Consider the following 18469-nt stretch of genomic DNA (forward strand, 5'->3'; position numbering starts at 1 on the left):
ATTACTTGCCGGCTCTGGTTGGCACTTTCCCAAGTCAAGGTGTAGGAGATGCCCGAGGAGCGAGCAGCACGTGGGCCTTGCCGATAGCTCCCGGCCTCGTTCGATTCATCTGGTGCTTGCATAGTGCCTTCCGCCGTCGCCGATTGCTCACCGCTTAGAAATGGAGCTCTGATGAGCGCGAAGAGTGTGGAGCCTTGCGAGGACGGCCAACAGCCCAGGTCCTAGGAGCAAAAGAGGTGCGTTCATTAGGGCACGGGGATAGGCCGCAACCGGGGCCGGGTAACGAAGGGTCAATTCCTCGACCCGGCCCCTAGATTCTCGCCGCGAGGCAGTTCGAGCGTCTAATGACTCGGCCCCTGCCAGCCCTTTGCAAAGGGCAAAGAGGACTCTAACCCCGATTTTTCATGATGGCCGGTGATGCCCGTTGAGTTGGGGCTGGTGGGTGGCTGGCGGTTGTTTTCTGTTTTCGGGCAGTGTGGTGTGGCCCGTTGGTTCGTCTTGGGGTTGGCGCCGGTTCCACTGCCGGTTCATGGGGCTGTTCGTCGGGACGGGATGAGGGTCTGTTCAGCCCGAGGACAGCAACTGTTTGAGGTCACTGGTGTTGGCCAGGAGCAGTTTCAGGAGGTCCTTTTCTGGGGCTGATTCGGGGAGCAGGAGCCGGTGGCGGCGAGCTCGGGTGATGATTTTCCCGGCGGTCGCGAAGAGCCGGTAGCGCCAGCGTTTGATGTCCCAGGCTTTGGAGCGGTGGCCGTCCGGGAGGGCTGCGAGCTGGAGCCAGGAGACCAGGTTGAAGGCGAGGGCTGCGATGTTTGCCCAGGCCTGGTTCACGGCGAAATCAAAGAACGGGAGCTTGCCCAGGCCGGTGTTTTTCAGGGTATTGATCCTGTTCTCGCACCGGCCGCGGGCGCGGTGCCGGGCGTCCAGGAACGGTCCGTGCCAGCGTGGTGAGTTGGTCAGCATCGCGGTGATCCGGTGCCCGTCGGTATCGAGCAGGGTCGGCTGGGCTCCGGGGTGCAGCGGCTCGGCCCGCAGGAACAGTTTGGTGCCCGGCGGGTAGTCGGTGAACGGGATGACGTCGGTGGCGTTGATAACCCACGCATCGGTGCGGTCGTTGCCGGTCTGGTCAGGGCCGGCTGCCAGTACTCCTTGTCGTTTATCCAGTCGATCATGTGGGCCCTGCCGAACGGGAGGGTGTAGCTGGTGGAGAACTGCACGCCGAGGCCGTGCAGGTGCCAGAGGAATTTCCGTGAGGCCCCGGCACTGTCGGTGCGGACCAGGATCTTCTCCCCGGTCAGGGCTCCGGTGTCGTTGTGGAGGCTTTCGGGCAGTTGGGCTGCGGCGGTGTGGAAGACCCGGAAGTGGTCCTCGGCGCTGTTCGCTCCGGCGTTGCCGGGACGCAGCACGGCGGCGAGGATTTCCCCGGAACCCTTGCCGGCGCCGTAGTCACAGGAGGCGATGAAGGGGGCGAATCCGTAGCCGCCTTTGTAGGTTCCGGCGATGTTTTCCTTGTCCGAGTGCGAGGTCACGAGGGTCGCGTCGATAGCCGTTTGGAAACGAGCGGCTAAATCTCCTGCTGTAGGTCTGTGGGCGCAGAGCGGGCGGAAACTCCGTGTGAGGTGGTTCCGTTCTTGCCGCCGAATGCGATGGATTCCAAACGTCGGAGGCCGTCACTGTCACTGGCCTTCACTTGTTCACGGCTTCTTCCGATAGAGATGAGCATCGCGTCGTCAGCGAGGTTTGCGACTCTGCTTGCGCTCTGTTCCACGAGGACCACGGCGAGGTTGGGATTCAGCAGCGAGCGGATCTGGGCGTAGATTTCATCCACGATAACCGGAGCCAGACCCAGCCCGGGTTCATCGAGCAGGAGGATTTTTGGATCCCGCATGAAAGTACGAGCCAGGGCCACCATTTGGCGTTGCCCGCCTGACAGCGCTCCAACGTCGGTGGTAGTGCGCGATTGAAGCATTGGAAAGAGATCCAGCGTCATGTCGAGATTCCTGATCGCGGCCTTGGTCTGGCCGACCATCATGTTTTCGCGTACTGTCATGGCCGAAAAGAGGCTATGGGCCTCCGGCACGACGCCAACCCCTACTTCCCTGACCCGGCGATGTGTCGGCCAAGACGATACGTCTGTGCCGTACATAGTGACCGTCCCACGGGTCTTGATAAGACCAAGGGTGGCTTTGACGGTACTGGACTTACCGGCACCGTTGGTTCCGACAAGTGCAAGAACCTGCCCTGGAACCACGGTGAGAGAGACGTCAAAGAGGGCTTGTGTGCGGCCGTACCAGGCTTCGATATGGTCAAGCGAGAGCATGTGATTCTCCGAAATAGGCAAGGCGAACGTCTGGACGGTCAAGCACTTGGTCGGTTGGACCCTCGGCAAGGACAGTTCCGGCTACCAGTGCGATGCATCGGTCGCATGATTTCCGGACGATGTTGACGTCATGTTCTACGAGGATCAGGAGGCATCCGACTTTGGAGGGCAGGTCACGAAGGATAGCGGCAAGCTGTTCCCGGCTTCCTGAGTCAAGGCCGGCGGCTGGTTCATCGAGGAATATCACCCGGGGTTCGGCCATGAGCACACGCCCGATTTCGACCAACCGGCGGGTAGCCGTGGACAGGGATGAGACTTGGGCGTCGGCGTAGTCAACGAGCTTGAGCAGGTCGAGGGTTGCGTAGGCCTGACCCAACCAGGCGCGTTCGGACTTACGATGGCGGGCAGACCCGAAGAGTTGCCGAAGCGCGCCGGCGCCGCTGAACCGCTGGCGTCCCAGTAGCAGATTGGTGATGACGGTTTCATCTTCCAGCAGCTGAGCAGTTTGAAAGCTTCTCACCACCCCGGCTTTTGCATGAAGTTCCGGTGAAAGCGCGGTGATGTCCTCCTGGTCGAGAAGGATGGTGCCTTCTGTTGGACGAACAAACCCGGACAGTGCGTTAAGCAGGGTGCTCTTACCTGCCCCGTTTGGACCGATGAGGCCTATTGTTCCTGGCCCCTTGAGGTGGAGGTTCACATTATGCAGAGCGACTAATCCGCCAAAACTCACGCCCACATCCTTGATTTCCAACTGAATGGTCATGGAGTGACCTTTCCGGTGTTCTTGCTTTGGCTGAATATATTCTTGAGCTGCACAGCTCCACCGGGCAGCAAGTAGATGAGCGCTACAAGCAGTGCGCCGGACAACAGGACGTAGAGGCGGTCTTGGCCAAGGGCGCTGAACAGCGGCGGGACCAGGGACACGTAGGCCGCGCCAATCCATGCGCCCAGGGTGGAACCTGAGCCGCCAAGGATGACCCCCACCAGGATGTAAACCGACGGAAAAAGTCCGAAGGTGGCCGGCGTCACCGATCCGACCAGATGGGCAACCAGGAAACCTGACACTCCCGCGCAGACACCGGCTACGACGAAGGCGGCCAATTTGGTGCGCGAGAGACTGACCCCGACGGAACGGGCTGCGAATTGCGACTCGCGCACTGCCGCCATGTTCCTGCCCAACTGGGTATGAGGTATTCGCGCCAGAACGACGGTGGCCAGGCCAACCGAGACAGCGCACAAACCGTAAAGGAAGTAGGGGCTGTCAGTCTCCAGCCCCGGAATGTAGAAGGAGGCGACCGGAAGGCCTTGAAGGCCGCCGGTAACCGCCCGTTGCTCACGGATCCACCATTGGAACAGCTCGCCCACGGCGAGCGTCACCAAGGCAAGACGCAGTCCGCTGACCCGCAGCGCTGGGATTCCAACCAGAAGCGCCGCAGCCACCGAAACACCTATGACCAGGACGATTTCATAGAGGCCTGTGAGGCCGAGCACCGTTGCTCCTACAGCCGCCGTGTAGGCGCCGATTCCAACGAACGTCGCCTGCGACAACGAAAAGATCCCTGTGATCCCGAATAAAACCCGGGCACCCATGACGGCAATGGTGTACGCCATCCATGACGACGCCAGATAAAGCCAGTAAGGATCCAGAAAGAAGGGTAGAAGCGCCACGACGATAGTGAAGAGTGCCACGGTGATGATGGTTCTCCTGCGGCGCCCGGCCAGCAGGTGAGTGATTCTTTCTTTTGCCCCTGGTGAAAGGGGCAGCGCCCAGCCGTTACCCGTGGTGGTGGCGGAATCTGCGTGTATTTTTGCCTGAGTCATACGCGTACGACTCCTTTCTCGGACAGGAAACGCTTGGGCAGCACGGCGAGGAGCAGGATAACGACGATGAACACCGCGGGTGTGCCGTAGTTGGTGCCAATGGCGTAAGTCGCCAGGCCTTCGAAGAGGGCCAGGCCAAAGGCAGCCGTCAGGGGAGCTACGAAACGGTCGAGCCCGCCAATAATTCCTGCGATGACAGACTTAATGAGGAAGGGCGTCATGTAATAGGCGTCCAAAGACAGCCGACTGGCCACAACGATTCCGACGACGCCCGCGGTCAGCCCGGCGAACGCCCACGTAGCTCCTCGGACGCGGCTGACGTTCAGGCCCATGCTTTTGGCCAGCGCCGGGTCGGTGGCAACAGCCCGCATTGCCAGACCGAACTGTGTCTTTGAGAGAAACCATGCGAAGCCGGCGAGTAGCACGAGGACGCCGAGGGTCACCACGACCTGATTGAGGTTCAGGAACAGGTCGCCTATTTCCACCGGGACATCAGTGCCCAAGGGAACAAATGAACGGGTGGTCGTGCCAAAGAGTGCTTCGGCGACAGCTGTCAGCAGGAGCAAGATGCCCAGAGTCACCACGAGATCCAGTCCGTCGCGGCCCGCTTTGCGACTGATCGGTTCAAGGATGAACCGATCAGTGGCAAAGGAGATCACAGCCGCGGCGGCTAAGCCTGCAAGGATTCCTACCCAAAGGGGCTGAGTGCGGGCAGCCAAGGTAAAGGTGATGAAGGCTGCCATCATTCCCAGAGCTCCGTGAGCGAAGTTCACTGCCTTGCTGACGCGGTAAACGATGAGCATGCCAAACAGAAGCAGAGCGTACAGCGCCCCCGTGGCGAGCGAGCTTAGGAGTATTTGTAATAGTCCGGACAACTGCACGCGATGTCCTACTTGCCTGTCACTGTTTGGAACGGCGCGACCTGCACGGCCTTGCCGTCTTCGATGCGGGCTACACCGACGGCATTGGTTCCCTGCCTGGAATTGGGACCAAAGGTGACCGGCGGGATCAGGCCGGTTTTGAAGTCCTTCATGCTTTCGAGGGAAAAGGCAAGGCAATCCCGGGTCAGAGCCGGCGCGTCTTTCAAGGCTTTGAGGGTGACAAGTGCCTGGGTGTAGCCGACGGCGTTCCACATCGTGGGGGCTGTTCCTGTGGTTTTGGTGTACTCAGAGACAAACTCCCGGACCAGCGGATCATCGCTGGCGAACGGCGCGACCTTCGTAGGTACGGTCATTCCTTCCACCACGTTCCCGTACTCCGACAGAAAGGATTCATCGGTGATGTCAGACTGGGCAAGTAGTTTCGGCTTGTAGCCGATCTGGTTCATGGCCGCGATGACCTGGCCAACGACGACCGGGCCCGCCACCAGCGCGACCAGCTCGGAGTTCTTGTTCTTCAGTGCCTGTGCAACCGCCGAAAAGTCGGTCATGGTCGGTTCGACTGTTTGCGTTGTCCCAATCGTCAGCCCGCTGCCGTCAAGGGCCTTCTTTATGCCGCTCAGTGCGTCGTCGCCGACGTCCCCCACCTGCTGCACGAAGGAGATGCTCGCGGGCTTCTGCTCCTTCATCAGCCAGCTCAGCGCGACGTTGTATTCGTCAATGAAATTTGGCCAGATCATGTAAACGTCCGGGTTTTGCATGACACCGACCTGGTTGGAAGGAGCATATGGGCCCACGGATGGTATGTGCTTTTCTTTGATGAAGGGCAGCACACCAACGAAGTTTGGTGTGCCTATGCCGCCTGCAAACGCGAATACGCCTTCGCTCGTCTCAAGACGCCGCGCTGCCTGCTGCGCTACTGCAGCGTCATACTGATCATCCTCGGCGACGACTTCCACCTGACGGCCCTGCACGCCTCCTGCCGCATTAACTTTGTCGAGTGCGAACTGGAAGCCCTTCAGTGCGCCGTTGCCCGGGGCCGCAAGCGGCCCGGTCAATGGGGTGAACATTCCAAGCTTGATCTTGCTGTCCGTGATGCCCTGGGCTACACCGTTCGTGTCGCAGCTGGTGCGGGCGGTACGGGCAGCCGAAGCCTGCCCTTCGGAGGTGTCGCCGCGAGTGGCGCACCCGGTTGCGACCAGTGCGGTGGCAACCGTGATGGCCCCCAGGGTCAGTCGGCTCGAAATTTTCATGCTTGCTCCTGATGTGCGATGCGAAAGATTAGGCCTTGAAACGGCCGGGAAATTCTGCTTGGTACTTCCAAATGGAAGGGTTGGTGCAACCACTGTCACACACGGGGTGGCGTTTCGCCATAGCAAGGGCGGGATTCGGGCAAATATGGCAGAAGAGGTGAGGCAGTGGCGCGCCGGCGGCAGTGTCTCGTGGTGCACCCCGGAGCCGCGGCCGGCTGACGTCAGGAAGGTGCACGGCGGTCACTTCGCAGAGGTAGAAACGCGGCCGTTCCTCCACGCTTGCGGCAGATCCGGGCGCCCGCTATCCCGCTCTGGGTAGCTGCGAGGACCAGAACGAATACCGCCTGCCTTTGAAAACAAGTACGTCCCGCTGTCTGCAGATATGGCCAGGCTTCCTGGCTCGAGGGGAGTAGAAGCCCGGGTCAGAGTCGGATTGGATTCAGGCTCCGGGATCACTCCCGTGAGTCGCCGAAGCCGCCGTCCGGAGAGCACTGCTGCCGGACTGGCTGCGCCAGATGAGGGCTGCCACCAGCCAGGTGAGCACAAAGATTCCAGCAATGATGTAGCCCATGAGCTCGAATTGCTCGGCCAGTGCGGCTACTGGCTCCAGCCACGCCCAGCCTAAGAGCTGGGAGGCCAAGCCGCTCGCGTAAACGGTCGCGACAACGAGCGCGATCACGACGGTCATGGTGGTGGTGGCGATGTTAAAGAACAGAGTACGCACGGGGTCGCGGTGGGACCAGGAATACAGCTTGGTCATGATGAGGCTGTCAGCGGTGTCAAAGGTGCTCATGCCGGCTGCGAACAGCAGGGGCAGGCTGAGTACAGCCAGGAGGGAAACGCTTCCGGCGTCGGTGGCCGATGCAGTCATGGCTAGGAGGGCCACTTCGCTTGCAGTTTCCAGCCCCAGGCCCATCAGCAGGCCGACCGGGTAGAGGTGCCATGAGGATGTGATCATTGACCGGCCGCGGGAACCAAGGAGCCGGGAGACCAGGGCCCGGGATGCGAGCTGCTGGTCGATGCGCTTGCCATCATGTCTGCCTTGCTTCGACTCCCGCCACAGAGCACGAAGCCCGCGCAGGACTGAACCGTTAAGGACTGCGACGAGGACCAGGAAGAAGAAAGCAACCGCCGCTGCCACCTTTCCTCCGGCGTCGGTGACGGTGGCCAGGGCCCCTTCGTCAATTGCTCCGGCACCCCACCAGATCAACAGGGCCAGGATGACGACGACGGAGGAATGGCCCATGGCGAAGAAAAAGCCCACCCCGACGGGGCGGCGTCCCCGGTACATCATGGCCCGGGTGGTGTCGTCGATGACCGCGATGTGATCAGCATCGAACGCGTGCCGCATGCCCAGAACGTAGGCAAGAGCACCGGCGCCGGCCAGACCGCCGGCGCCGGCAAGTTCTCCTTGCCCTGCCAGATAGAGGACGACACCTCCGAGGTGAAGTGCGACGATAACTCCTATGATCGCCGCGATACGGCGCTTTTCCCCTCGGCTCCATGCCATCGTCTGGCCACGTCCCGCGGCCGGTGAGATCATCGTTGTCATCGGCGTGGCCCGTGGGTCTCGGGACTGCCGGCGGAACAAGAACTTTCATCATGGTTCGGTGTCTGCGCCGGCCAGGTGCCTCGGCCGCGGACAACATTGATTTGGTTGAGGTTGGCCCCCGCCCCCGATGTGGAGGGTTCCGGCCGGTGGGTCTGGAGGCCCTGCCGGGAGGGAGCAGCGGGGATCCACTGAGTCACTGGGTGTCCTTTCTCGGACGGGAATGGCTGACGGCGACGCACAGCGAGTGCGCGTGAGGCCGCGCAGTGCGGCCCTGCCTTGTAGCAGGATCCGGTGCGGGGCCACGCGCAGGGCGAGGCCCAGCAGCAATGCAGGTCGATTAGTGGACGTGGCCGTGGTCGTCGTCACCGTGTGGATGTTTGTGCGTGTCATCCCGTGGCGTGTCGAGGATCGCCCGGGTGCGGCGGTCGACCTCTTCGAGATCGAGGCCGCCGCGTTCGGCTAGAAGTGCCTCGAGTGCTTCGACCCAACGAGCGTAATAGTGCTCCGGTTTGTTCTTGTCTTCAGCCTTGTCGATGGCTCTGATCAGGCTGGACTGGAAGTCGCTCCAGGAGAAGTTGGCGTTCTCGTAGTAGGCGACGCCCAGTGCGAAGCTACGCAGCTCCCAGGGAAGCCGGAAGGCTTCCTCTCCGTCCCGGGGTGTCCGGGCGCTGCTCACGTGAATGTCCTGGATGTTTTCTTCGGACAGGGTTTGGCACTGTGACATGATCAGGCACCCACTTTGGCCGGTGCGACCACGCCTACACCAAGCATCGAGTCCCGGGTTACCAGTTCGGCGAGTTCCTCAGCGGACAGGCCTTCGGTCCCTGTCGGCCGTTGGGGGAGCACCCAGTAGCGCAGTTCGGAGCTGGAATCCCATACCCGGATTTCCTTCTCCGGAGCAAGGTCCAGGCCGAATTCTTTCAGGACCGACCTGGGGTCACGGACGACGCGGCTTCGGTAGGCCTCCTTCTTGTACCAGTTGGGCGGGAGGCCGAGAACTGGCCACGGGTAGCAGGAGCACAGGGTGCAGACAATCACGTTGTGGACCTCATCGGTGTTTTCGACCGCGAGCATGTCCTCGCCCTGCAGGCCGCTGACGCCCATTTCGGCGCAGGCTGCTGTCGCGTCTTCAAGAAGCCGGGCCTTGAAGTCGGGCTCGGTCCACGCCCTGGCCACCACCTTGGCTCCGATTTGGGGGCCCACCTGGTGTTCGTAGATGTTCGAGATGCGTTCAACTGCTTCTTCGGAAACGACACCGCGTTCAATGAGGATTGCTTCCATTGCTTTGACTCTTGCGGTCATGTACTCGTCAAACTCTGCTGTGGCAGCGGGGACGACCGGGCCGCTGAAGGCATGGATAAAGTCAGTCACTTTTGTCTCCTAGGTGTTTGAGGTGGTGCTGGCGAGACTGAGGTAAGGCTCCCAGAGGTCACAGATGATCCTCGCCTTGGGGTCACCGATTGACTCCCCGAACAGTTCTTCGGCCGAGAACTGGACGGAATAGACGTAGTCCGGCGCCTCGCCGCCGCCGTGGGCGTTGGTATCCGGAAAGACGAAACTGCCGTGCGAAGAGATGATGGTTCCCACCCGGCCGGTCGCGTACCCCACCTTGCGCGTATGGCCTACCGGAACGGATCCGGAGACCCGGACCAGGTCCCCGATCTTGAAACCAGCTGGGCGGTCCACATCACGGCGCGTGGGTGCGCCGGCAAAGGCCAGCGCGCCGATGGTGTCGGCGAGCTCGTGGTTGACGGTTGGAGGCAGCGGAAGCTCAGGGGACTTCCGATACTCGGCCGTCCGGCGGTCCAGCTCCGCTGTGAACGTGGAGTCGTCACGTGCAAGGTATTCCTCGAACGAGTGCATCCAATGCGCATAGTACGGGTGGGATAGATACTCGACAGGATCCATCTTCTCCATCGAATGCCGGAATTCGTCGAGGTTGAAGTAGCCGGCGATGGCACACTGCGCGAAGAAGGAAAAGGCAGCCTTTTCCCACTCCGCATGCCAGACTGGTTCGTTCTCTTCAACAAGGATGGGCCCGAAACCGTCGGCGCCTCCTACATCATGGATACCCCTCATAACACTGCCCTTTCGAGTTGACGTGCCTTTTGTGCCATCGGCGGGTGTTTCGTGTGAAAGTCAGTCACGGACTGGAATGCATGCCCGGCCTGAAGCAACAGCTGCTCGGAGAAGTCGCGGCCGATGAACTGGACACCCAGTGGAGTCCCGCGAGGTGAAAAGCCCGCCGGCAGCGTGATGGTGGGGCTGCCGGTCATATTGAAGGGCGCAGTAGGTGTCAGCAGGGCAGCGAAGAGTTCCATGTCTTCGCCCAGGGTGCTGAGCTTTTCCAGCGTGGGGGAAGCAAAGCCGACTCCGGGCATCAGGACCAGGTCAACCTTCTGGAAGACCCGACGGAACTCCCCAACGAATGCCATCCGCTGCTTGACCAGCTTCTGGTAGCCCACGGCCATGCTCGCCCTGCCCGCTTCAATAAAGTCGCCGAGAGCCTCTCCGTATTCGGCGGCTCGTGCCGGAAAAGTGTCCTCATGTGCAAGGGCAGTTTCAACCGCGAGGAGCGGACCAAAAGCCTCCGAGATCGCGGCCAGGTCCGGTAGACGGAGCTCGACAACGGGCCAGCCAAGGCTTTCAAGGAGAACTACAGTATCAACGAGCATCTGGCGGGTGGTCTCGTCGAAGGACGCCATCGCCGTCCAGTCAACCCCTACACGGGGCGGAGCTGCCAGCGAAAGATTGGCTGCATATGACGGAACGGGTTCCAGGGACGCGGTGGGATCGTTCGGGTCCGCCCCGGCCATGACCTCCAGCAGGGCGGCGCAGTCGCGCGCGCTCCGGGCCATGGGCCCTACGTGGTCAAGGCTCGCCGCCAATTCAACGACACCGTAGCGGCTGACCCGGCCCCACGTGGGCTTGAGCCCGGTAACCCCATTCATGCTGGAGGGGAGCCGGATGGAACCGCCAGTGTCCGAGCCGGTGGCACCAAAACACAGCCCGGCTGCTACGGCAACTCCGGAGCCGCTGGACGATACCCCGGCCCACGTTTCCGCGTCCCAGGGGTTGACCGGCGCGGCTACTTGGGGATGGTGTTCGGTGTAGGCACCCTCGGTCATCTTCAGCTTGCCGACCATGACTACCCTCTTGACTGCACCCGCGTCACGGAAACGTGTCACGACCGTTGCGTCATAGGGCGGGGTGAAGTCATTGAAAATGGGCATGCCGGCCGTTGTTACGGCATCGGTGGTGTAGCAGAGGTCCTTGATGCCGAGTGGAATTCCATGCAAGGGGCCCTTGTAATTGCCTCGGCTGATCTCTTTGTCCGCTTTGGCTGCCGCAGCGCGGGCAACGTCGCCCATCACCGTGACATAGCTTCCCAAAACCTGGTCGTGATCGGCGATTCGCTCCAGAGTTGCGTCTAGAACTTCCGATGCGCTGATCTGGCGGGACCGGATCAGCTCGGCCACTTCTGTTAGTTCAAGGAAACAGATTTCCTCATGATTAACCAAGACTTTTTCCTCCTGTACGTCGGGCGCGCGGCGCCCAACTCCTTCCATATGGAAAGGTATGGGGAAGATGTTTCCGTCAAGTGCACCAAAAGTAAAGGGTTTGTTAACGCGAATCCGAAAAAGACCGGGGTCGGGACCCTAGACGTCGATGACCTCGAAGGAGAGGCCGGCAGTGACAGCCAGGTGAGCCCGGTACTCCCGGGCAACTACTGATGGACCCTGGACCCGCGGCACCCCTCCGGGCGTACCCAGGTTGGCTACGTCCAAGGCGCCGGTGTCGTCCAGCTGCCCCAGAAGATGCATTCCATCGTAGGCGTGTTCGCCCCAGCTGGTGAGGACGGGGGAGGAGTCACCGAACATGAACCGGTAGCGATCGTTCAGGTCAGCGCGGCGGTCGGTGCCCACGGCGTGGAACGAGTGCATGGATGCATACAGGTTGCCGCTGCGGTCCCCGTCGAGCGCATAAAGGAGATTCTCGTCCAGGGATCCCGGGGAGAAAATAACGAGTCGCTTTTCCAGACCACAGGCGCGGGCTGCGCGAAGAGCTGTTATCAGATCACGCCCCGGCATATTGACTATCAGGCCCTTGGCGCCGCTGGCAGCAACCTCTTGCAGTAAGGCCCGGATGCTCGACTTCACTGCGCCGAGGGGTATCAGCCGGTCCAAGACGACCCTGCCGCCGCTCGCCTCGATCTGACGGCGTTCAAAGTCCCGGGCCATTCGAGGCCAGATGTACTCGGTACCCAATATTGCCCATTCGCTGACACTGCGTGCCGCCATGATCCATCGAAGGCTGTCCGCCGATTGGTTGGGCGTTTCCCCTACACAATAGAAGCCCGGCAGGCGGGAGGCGCCCTCATGTCCCGCGGCGAAAATATAGGGCACGGCAGCGCCAAGGGACTGCTCCACGTGTTCGAGCGTCTGGCTCGTATGCAGGCCAATGAAAGCCTCCACCGACTTGCTCATTGCGAGGTCCCGGACCTGGGCGGCGACTTGCGCCGGGGGAGCCCCGGAATCTACGAGAATCAGTTCCAATTTGCGTGCGCGTCCGGACCGAGCGGCATTGAGCTCATGGGCTGCCAAGGAGACTGCGTCAAGAACGGTGGGTCCGGTAACTCCCAATACCCCCGATAACGGAAAGACCAGACCCACCCGGAACGCGCCCGGGTTCGGCCCGTGCAGCATCGCCTCAAGTGAGTCGAGCATCGGTATAGTTGCTGGCATCTTTTCAATGTAGATTTGCTGGTTCCATATGGAAAGGGGCCGTGGAGTGGAAGACCTTCAGCTGATCGACAATGCCACCGCCGAACTGGCCGAATTCCTCACAGCTGCCCGCCGCACCGCTCAAGAGTTGAACAGAATTCTTGGTGAAGACAATCTGCGGGAAGATTTGTGGCGGATCCTGATGTGCTTGTCACAGGCTGACGGTATGTCAATGGGTGAAATATCGGAATCCCAGGTTATTCCGCACGCCACCACGACACGGCTCATTGACGAAATGACCGACAACGGCCTCGTCTTTCGTCGACCGTCGCCGGATGACGGAAGAAAGGCGATCGTTCACCTCTCCCAGAGGGGAAAAGAAAGGCTGCTGCGTGCCAACGCGCTGCTCTCGGCGCGGGTAGGAAAATTGCCCGAGGCGCTGGTTTCGTCCCGCGCCTGACTGCACCCCAGTTGTTCTGCGGCCGGCCCTGTGCTGTTTCTTCCCCGGCAGCGGCATCGAAGGCACCTACCTGACTGCTCGCCCTGTCTCCTGGAAAGGGATGAGGGCTGCAGGCACGCTGCAGGGCAGCGGCGTCAAAACGTCTTAGGCCAACTCGTCCGCGGTAGCCCCGGACCGGAGGTCGTCAATCTCCAGTGAATCGATTCTGTCGAAGTGGCTGTCCATGGCGGCCATGGCGGCGGCTGGATCCTTGGCCTTGACCGCTTCAAGGATGGCACGGTGAAGCACCCTCATTTCGTCCAGATCGTTGGCGAGCCGAAGCATTCTCGAACGGCGGGAACTCACAGAGTCCGCGATGAGATCACCGACCGCGCTGGAGAAGAAGATCAACGAAGGATCACCGGATGCCTGGAAAATTGCGCGGTGAAAATCGAGATCAGCCGCGTAGAGGTCATCAGGCGTTGTGGACTTTTCCATTCGCATCACAGCATCTTCTGCATGCGCTACAGGAATGGGCTTGAAGTCCTCCGCCGCCATCTTGGCCGCCTGCCGTTCGAGCGCGACCCGAACCGGCTGGAAAGCCGACGCGGAGGACAGGGCCGAGGAATGCAGGCCTATCTTCAGGGCCGCTGCCACATCCTGCGGTTTCACAGTGCGGGTGTATGTGCCTGCCCCGCCTCTCCTCTCGAGGGCGCCCATGGCTTCGAGCATCCTGAGCCGGTGACGCAGAGCGGTGCGCGACGTCCCCCACTGGACCGCAAGATCTCGCTCTGACGGAATTCGCTCGTCAGGGCCAGCCTCCTCCACCAGGTTCAGCAGTTTGACCAGAAGATTGTCTTCCATCTGAATCCCTCCCGTGTAGCCGTTGGCGATACCAAACAGCCCCCCAACTGTCCCCTTTGACCTTATGGTACTTGGATTTGGAACAAGTTGTCCTTGACAGCACCACCTTGGTAGTACCAAAATTACGCAGGGAGTGACCGCATGGCGGTTTAGGCAACCATGCCGCCCCTGATTAGGAGGAGCAGCCGTCCGGGAAGCTTTAGCTCCACTGGGGCGCCACGCTCAAGCGGAGCCGTTCGGCAAAGCTCCCGCAGGTTGTGCGGGCCTTCGTTTTGGAAATTCAGAATCGACAAAGGAGACGTTATGACAGCACGTATGGCAGGGAAGACGGCCATCGTCTTCGGCGGTGGGTCCGTAGGCGGGGAGATCAACAATGGTCTGGCCGCGGCGCTGACGTATGCCGAAGAGGGTGCCAACGTATTTGTGGTGGATGTGTCCCCGGATGCAGTGAAGGGCTCGGTTGAAAAACTGGAGGAGCTGAAAGATTCGAAGGCTCTCTCGATTTCCGTGGGCGGTGCGGTAGCGGATGTTTCGGATAACGCGGCAGTGGAAGCTTCTGTCCGGGAGTGTGTTGCCCAGGTGGGGAAGCCAAGCGTGCTCCACAACAACGTGGGCATCGCGCGGATGGGCGGTCCCGTCGAGATGACTCTCGAGGATTGGGACCTGGTCATGAAGGTCAACCTCACGAGTGCATTCATCACCTGTAAGCATGTTCTGCCGATCTTCCTCGAACAGGGCTACGGCAGCATCGTCAACATCGCCTCGGTCGGCGGCATGCGCTACCTGGGATACAACTACCCGAGCTATTCCGCGACAAAGGGTGGCCTGATTCAGTTCACGGTCAACCTGGCCCTTGAATACGCCGATAAGGGCATCCGTGCCAACGCCGTCGCGCCTGGCTTCATCGAAACACCCATGATGTACAAGCAAATTGCCGGCAACTACCCCTCCATTGAAGCGATGCTTGAGGCCCGCCACGCTCTTAGCCCGACCGGAAAGATGGGGACATCATTTGACGTAGCCCAGGCGGCACTCTTCTTGGCCTCCGACGAGTCGAAGTACGTCAACGGCGTTTGCTTGCCCGTAGATGGCGGCCTGACAGCCTCCATCGGCCAGTAATCTGCCAGGAAAAGGGGAACCCATCACCTGCAGGATCCAGGATCCTAAGGATAGGATGAGCCATACCGCTACCTGAGGAGCAATACATGTCCCTGCCTAATTCACACACTGTGCCAGGCTTCGGAACGAGCATGCCTCAGGCCGGCGGACCCGCCATGACAGAGATTCCTGCCCGGGACTCGACGACACTGGCCCGAACAGTGCGCGACAGGCTGCGCCTTGCAGTGGCGCGCGACGAACTGCCCTCCGGGGTCCGCCTCAGCCAGGAGCAGGTCGCCAACCAGCTTGGCGTCAGCCGGATGCCTGTTCGGGCAGCCATCAGCGAACTGGTGACTGAAGGGCTGCTCGAAAAGCTGCCCGGGGGAGGGGTCGCCGTCCGGCCTCTGTACGTAAAGGATCTGCAGGACGTTTACGAAATCCGGCAGGCTCTTGAATCCCAGGCCGTACGGCATGTGGCCACTCATCGCCCAATGGAGGGTGTGGAACAGATCCGTCGCGTCCTCGAGCGGCATCGGGACCACGTGGCTGGCTACAATGCCGAGCAACTGCTTGAAGTCGACAGAGAGTTCCACATGTCGATCCTGGCCGCCACCGGAAATTTGCAGTTCCAGAAAGTCGTCATCCCCGTATGGTCGGTGGTGGAGCGCGCCATGTTCAAAATGCTGAAAATGCCGGACGTGGCTGCCATCGCATGGGACGAGCACGAAATGATAGCTGCTGCAATCATCGACGGTGACCCCGATCTGGCGGAGAGCAGATTGAGGCAGCATCTCGAGAATGGGGCAGCTCAGCTGGCCAGGGTCATCTCCCTCTCAGACTAAGGCCTCTGCCGCACGCATCCGTGCCCGGGGAATCCGGCTGCCACCTGCCGGTTAAGCACGGGAGAACCTCCAGGTTTCGTAACGCCTCAGACGAGCTAACGGCTTGTTGGATCTCGTCGAGCAAATGGCGAGCAGGAACCGGCAACGAAAAGCTACTCGCCGTACATGTCCGTCGCCCTGCCGGCAGCCGCCCCGGCAGCGCTGATCAAATCCGGGCCGGGCGCCTCGGCGCCCACGTCAAGCAATCATGTGCATTTTCAGCCGTACCATTGACAGGATGCGCTTGGTAGCACCATGATGAATTAAGGCAACACCAACGAAGGGATTTTATTGTGGATGTCATTGTGGGCCAGGAACTCCTCGGCACCGAAACTGAAGCCGACCTCAGCGAATGGCTGGTAGAGGATGGCAGTGAAGTCACCGCAGGCCAGGCCATCGCCGAACTTGAGACCTCCAAGGTCCAGGTCGAAGTGGTGTCCCCGGCCACCGGAACTATTACGTACGTAGCAGCCGAGGGAGATGTCGTGGAACCCGAGAGCATCATCGCGAGGGTGAACTAACGATGACTGCCGAAACCACGACATCCACCACGTTCGATCTCGAGATGGATGGGCCGTCAGCCTTGGAGCTGATGAGTACCATCCGTGAGTTCGAGTCCAGGCTGCCTGGGTACTCGGAGGAAGGCCTCATCCGAGGCTCCACGCACCCTTCCGTAGGCATGGAGGCCGTCGCAGTAGGCGTCTCATGGGCACTGCGGGCTTCCGACAGCGTCGCGAGCAACCATCGCGGGCACGCCCACTGTCTGGCCAAGGGCGCAGATGCCGGACGGACGCTGGCCGAAATCCTGGGACGCAGCGATGGATATTGCGGCGGCAAGGGAGGCTCCATGCACATTGGCGTGAAAGAGCTGGGCCTGCTGGGCACCAACGGCATCGTCGGGGCCGGAATCGGGCTCGCAACAGGCGCGGCACTGGCGGCCCAGGCACAGGGAACAGACGACGTCGCTGTCGCCTACTTCGGTGACGGGGCAACCAATCAGGGCGTGCTCGCCGAGGCCTTTAATCTCGCAGCGATCTGGAACCTCCCGGTGATCTTTGTGTGTGAGAACAACCATTTCGCCCAGTCCGCAACCTTGGAGGAGATGGTGGCCCAGCCCGATCTTCGCCGGCGGGGAGAAGCTTATGGAGTGCCCTCCGTCGATGTCGACGGAATGGACGTCGAAGCAGTCAGCAATGCCGCCGCTGAAGCCGTCCGTCGGGCCCGGTCGGGACAGGGACCCTCGTTTATCGTCGCTGATACCTATCGGTACCTGGGCCACATGGCCGGCGACACCGAAATTTATAGGACCGCTGAACAGGTGGAGCAGTGGAAGGGCCGCGACCCAATCGCGCGGCTTGCGAAAAAACTCCTCGACTCGAACGTTTTGGACGAGGCGCAACTGAACGTGATTGCAGCAGCCGCCGTGACGGTAGTAGACGGCGCTGAGGAATTCGCCAAGGCTTCTCCCTACCCGGACGTTTCTTCAGCCTTCACTCAAGTCAGCGAGGACAACCGATGAACAAACCAGCTCAACAACTGACGATTTGGCGGGCACTGAACGCAGCCTTGCATGATGAATTCGCTGAGGATCCCTCGACGATCATCATGGGTGAGGATCTCACCACCTGGGGTACAGGCGGCGGGATTTACGGTGTAACACGCAAGATGGCGGACACGTTTGGCAAGGAACGCGTCCGGGACACTCCCATCAGCGAAGAGGCGTTGATCTCTGCCGGAGCCGGAGCCGCTATGGCGGGCACACGCACCGTCGTTGAGATCATGTACTCCGACTTCATGCTTCTTGGAGCAGATGGGCTGATTAACCAGGCAGCCAAAGCCCGGTACATGTTCGGGGGACAGTTCTCCACCCCGCTGGTGGTGCGCAGCAACGGGGGATCCGGCATCGGCAAAGCGGCCCAGCATTCACAGTCACTGGAAACCCTCTATGCCCATATCCCCGGGCTGGAGGTTGTGGTTCCCGGTACAGCAAACGATGCCTATGGTCTCTTGCGCAGCGCCATCAAGAGCAATAACCCCACGATTTTCCTCGAGCACAAGGCCCTGTACTACGACAAGGGTCCAGTCACGAAGGAAATTATTCCGCTGGGCAAGGCCCGGGTGGCACGTGAGGGCAAGGATCTCACCATCGTTGCCACCCAACTCATGACCAAGCGTGCACTGGAAGCGGCGGACGTTCTCAGCTCACAGGGGGTGGACGTGGAAATCATTGATCCGCGGACTCTGTACCCCTTCGACATGGAGACCGTTTTTGCTTCAGTCCGCAAAACCCGTCACCTCCTGGTTGTTCACGAAGCAGTCCGGGACTTCGGCTGGGGCGGTGAGTTCATCAGTAATACCGTGCAGGAATGCTGGGGAGAACTTGACGCAGCACCCCGCAGATTGGGCGCCGCACGTACACCGATCCCCTACTCAGAAGAGCTGGAGAGCGCCGTGGTTCCCTCAACGCAGGACATCGTCGCCGAAGCTCTGACAACTGTGGGGCATCACAACAAGCTCACGGTGTGACTCCACCACCGAAGACACACCGGCTTTGACTTTCAGACTGTGCGCCGCGACCGCATCGCGCAGCGCACAGTCTGAGTCGTCATTCCACGAACTCAGGCGCCACATGGCACGGAACC

At 60.9% G+C, this 18469-nt stretch carries 18 protein-coding genes and 1 pseudogene; 6 read left to right on the top strand and 13 right to left on the bottom strand.

All coding sequences use genetic code 11. The annotated features are described in order from the left end of the window. Positions 1-564: 564 nt before the first annotated feature. The 12 genes and pseudogenes from QF050_RS05575 to QF050_RS05630 all read right to left on the bottom strand — a co-directional run. Positions 565-1541, bottom strand: a pseudogene (locus tag QF050_RS05575) (IS1380 family transposase); the annotation flags it as partial. A 20-nt stretch (positions 1542-1561) separates the two neighbouring features. Next, positions 1562-2317 (bottom strand): ATP-binding cassette domain-containing protein, encoded by a 756-nt coding sequence (locus QF050_RS05580; protein WP_308929529.1) that lies wholly within the window; start codon positions 2315-2317, stop codon positions 1562-1564. Beyond that, positions 2304-3080, bottom strand: coding sequence for an ATP-binding cassette domain-containing protein (locus QF050_RS05585; RefSeq protein ID WP_308929530.1), 777 nt, complete (start codon positions 3078-3080; stop codon positions 2304-2306). The genes QF050_RS05580 and QF050_RS05585 overlap by 14 nt, the downstream gene beginning before the upstream one ends. Further along, positions 3077-4138 carry a branched-chain amino acid ABC transporter permease gene (locus tag QF050_RS05590; RefSeq protein ID WP_308929531.1) on the bottom strand — a complete coding sequence of 354 codons (1062 nt, stop codon included), beginning with the start codon at positions 4136-4138 and terminating at the stop codon, positions 3077-3079. The genes QF050_RS05585 and QF050_RS05590 overlap by 4 nt, the downstream gene beginning before the upstream one ends. Beyond that, complete coding sequence (locus tag QF050_RS05595) at positions 4135-5019, bottom strand: branched-chain amino acid ABC transporter permease (RefSeq protein ID WP_308929532.1); 885 nt, start codon at positions 5017-5019, stop codon at positions 4135-4137. Before QF050_RS05595 ends, QF050_RS05590 begins: the two co-directional genes overlap by 4 nt. Positions 5020-5027: 8 nt before the next feature. Then, a complete protein-coding gene (locus QF050_RS05600; RefSeq protein WP_308929533.1) occupies positions 5028-6269 on the bottom strand; it encodes an ABC transporter substrate-binding protein in 1242 nt (413 codons plus the stop codon). Positions 6270-6708: 439 nt separating this feature from the next. Continuing rightward, entirely contained in the window at positions 6709-7779 is a 1071-nt protein-coding gene (locus QF050_RS05605; RefSeq protein ID WP_308929534.1) for a HoxN/HupN/NixA family nickel/cobalt transporter, read from the bottom strand. 379 nt (positions 7780-8158) lie between these two features. Beyond that, on the bottom strand, positions 8159-8545 hold the full coding sequence (locus QF050_RS05610) for a nitrile hydratase accessory protein (RefSeq protein WP_308929535.1): 387 nt from the start codon (positions 8543-8545) through the stop codon (positions 8159-8161). 2 nt (positions 8546-8547) lie between these two features. Continuing rightward, a complete protein-coding gene (nthA, locus tag QF050_RS05615) occupies positions 8548-9192 on the bottom strand; it encodes a nitrile hydratase subunit alpha (protein ID WP_308929536.1) in 645 nt (214 codons plus the stop codon). A 9-nt stretch (positions 9193-9201) separates the two neighbouring features. Further along, positions 9202-9900: a nitrile hydratase subunit beta gene (gene nthB / locus QF050_RS05620; RefSeq protein ID WP_308929537.1), complete on the bottom strand. Its 699-nt coding sequence runs from the start codon at positions 9898-9900 to the stop codon at positions 9202-9204. Beyond that, a complete protein-coding gene (locus QF050_RS05625) occupies positions 9897-11300 on the bottom strand; it encodes an amidase (RefSeq protein ID WP_308929538.1) in 1404 nt (467 codons plus the stop codon). The genes nthB and QF050_RS05625 overlap by 4 nt, the downstream gene beginning before the upstream one ends. Positions 11301-11480: 180 nt before the next feature. Further along, positions 11481-12566: an ABC transporter substrate-binding protein gene (locus tag QF050_RS05630; RefSeq protein WP_308929539.1), complete on the bottom strand. Its 1086-nt coding sequence runs from the start codon at positions 12564-12566 to the stop codon at positions 11481-11483. A 46-nt stretch (positions 12567-12612) separates the two neighbouring features. Here QF050_RS05630 and QF050_RS05635 point away from each other — a divergent pair, with 46 nt between their 5' ends. Next, positions 12613-13005: a MarR family transcriptional regulator gene (locus QF050_RS05635; RefSeq protein ID WP_308929540.1), complete on the top strand. Its 393-nt coding sequence runs from the start codon at positions 12613-12615 to the stop codon at positions 13003-13005. A gap of 144 nt (positions 13006-13149) precedes the next feature. Here QF050_RS05635 and QF050_RS05640 read toward each other — a convergent pair whose 3' ends face one another. Continuing rightward, positions 13150-13848: an FCD domain-containing protein gene (locus tag QF050_RS05640; protein WP_308929541.1), complete on the bottom strand. Its 699-nt coding sequence runs from the start codon at positions 13846-13848 to the stop codon at positions 13150-13152. Positions 13849-14151: 303 nt separating this feature from the next. Between QF050_RS05640 and QF050_RS05645 the strand changes: the two genes are divergently transcribed. From QF050_RS05645 to QF050_RS05665, 5 genes are all read left to right on the top strand, one after another. Beyond that, positions 14152-14967, top strand: a complete 816-nt coding sequence (locus tag QF050_RS05645; protein WP_308929542.1) for an SDR family NAD(P)-dependent oxidoreductase — start codon at positions 14152-14154, stop codon at positions 14965-14967. Positions 14968-15122: 155 nt separating this feature from the next. Next, entirely contained in the window at positions 15123-15788 is a 666-nt protein-coding gene (locus tag QF050_RS05650) for a GntR family transcriptional regulator (RefSeq protein ID WP_308929543.1), read from the top strand. A gap of 332 nt (positions 15789-16120) precedes the next feature. Next, positions 16121-16348: a lipoyl domain-containing protein gene (locus QF050_RS05655; protein ID WP_308929544.1), complete on the top strand. Its 228-nt coding sequence runs from the start codon at positions 16121-16123 to the stop codon at positions 16346-16348. Between the two features lie 2 nt (positions 16349-16350). Next, positions 16351-17346: a thiamine pyrophosphate-dependent dehydrogenase E1 component subunit alpha gene (locus tag QF050_RS05660; protein WP_308929545.1), complete on the top strand. Its 996-nt coding sequence runs from the start codon at positions 16351-16353 to the stop codon at positions 17344-17346. Further along, positions 17343-18353 (top strand): transketolase C-terminal domain-containing protein, encoded by a 1011-nt coding sequence (locus QF050_RS05665; protein WP_308929546.1) that lies wholly within the window; start codon positions 17343-17345, stop codon positions 18351-18353. Before QF050_RS05660 ends, QF050_RS05665 begins: the two co-directional genes overlap by 4 nt. Positions 18354-18469: the final 116 nt, after the last annotated feature.

This window comes from Arthrobacter sp. SLBN-112 (genome assembly GCF_030944625.1).
GTDB lineage: Bacteria > Actinomycetota > Actinomycetes > Actinomycetales > Micrococcaceae > Arthrobacter.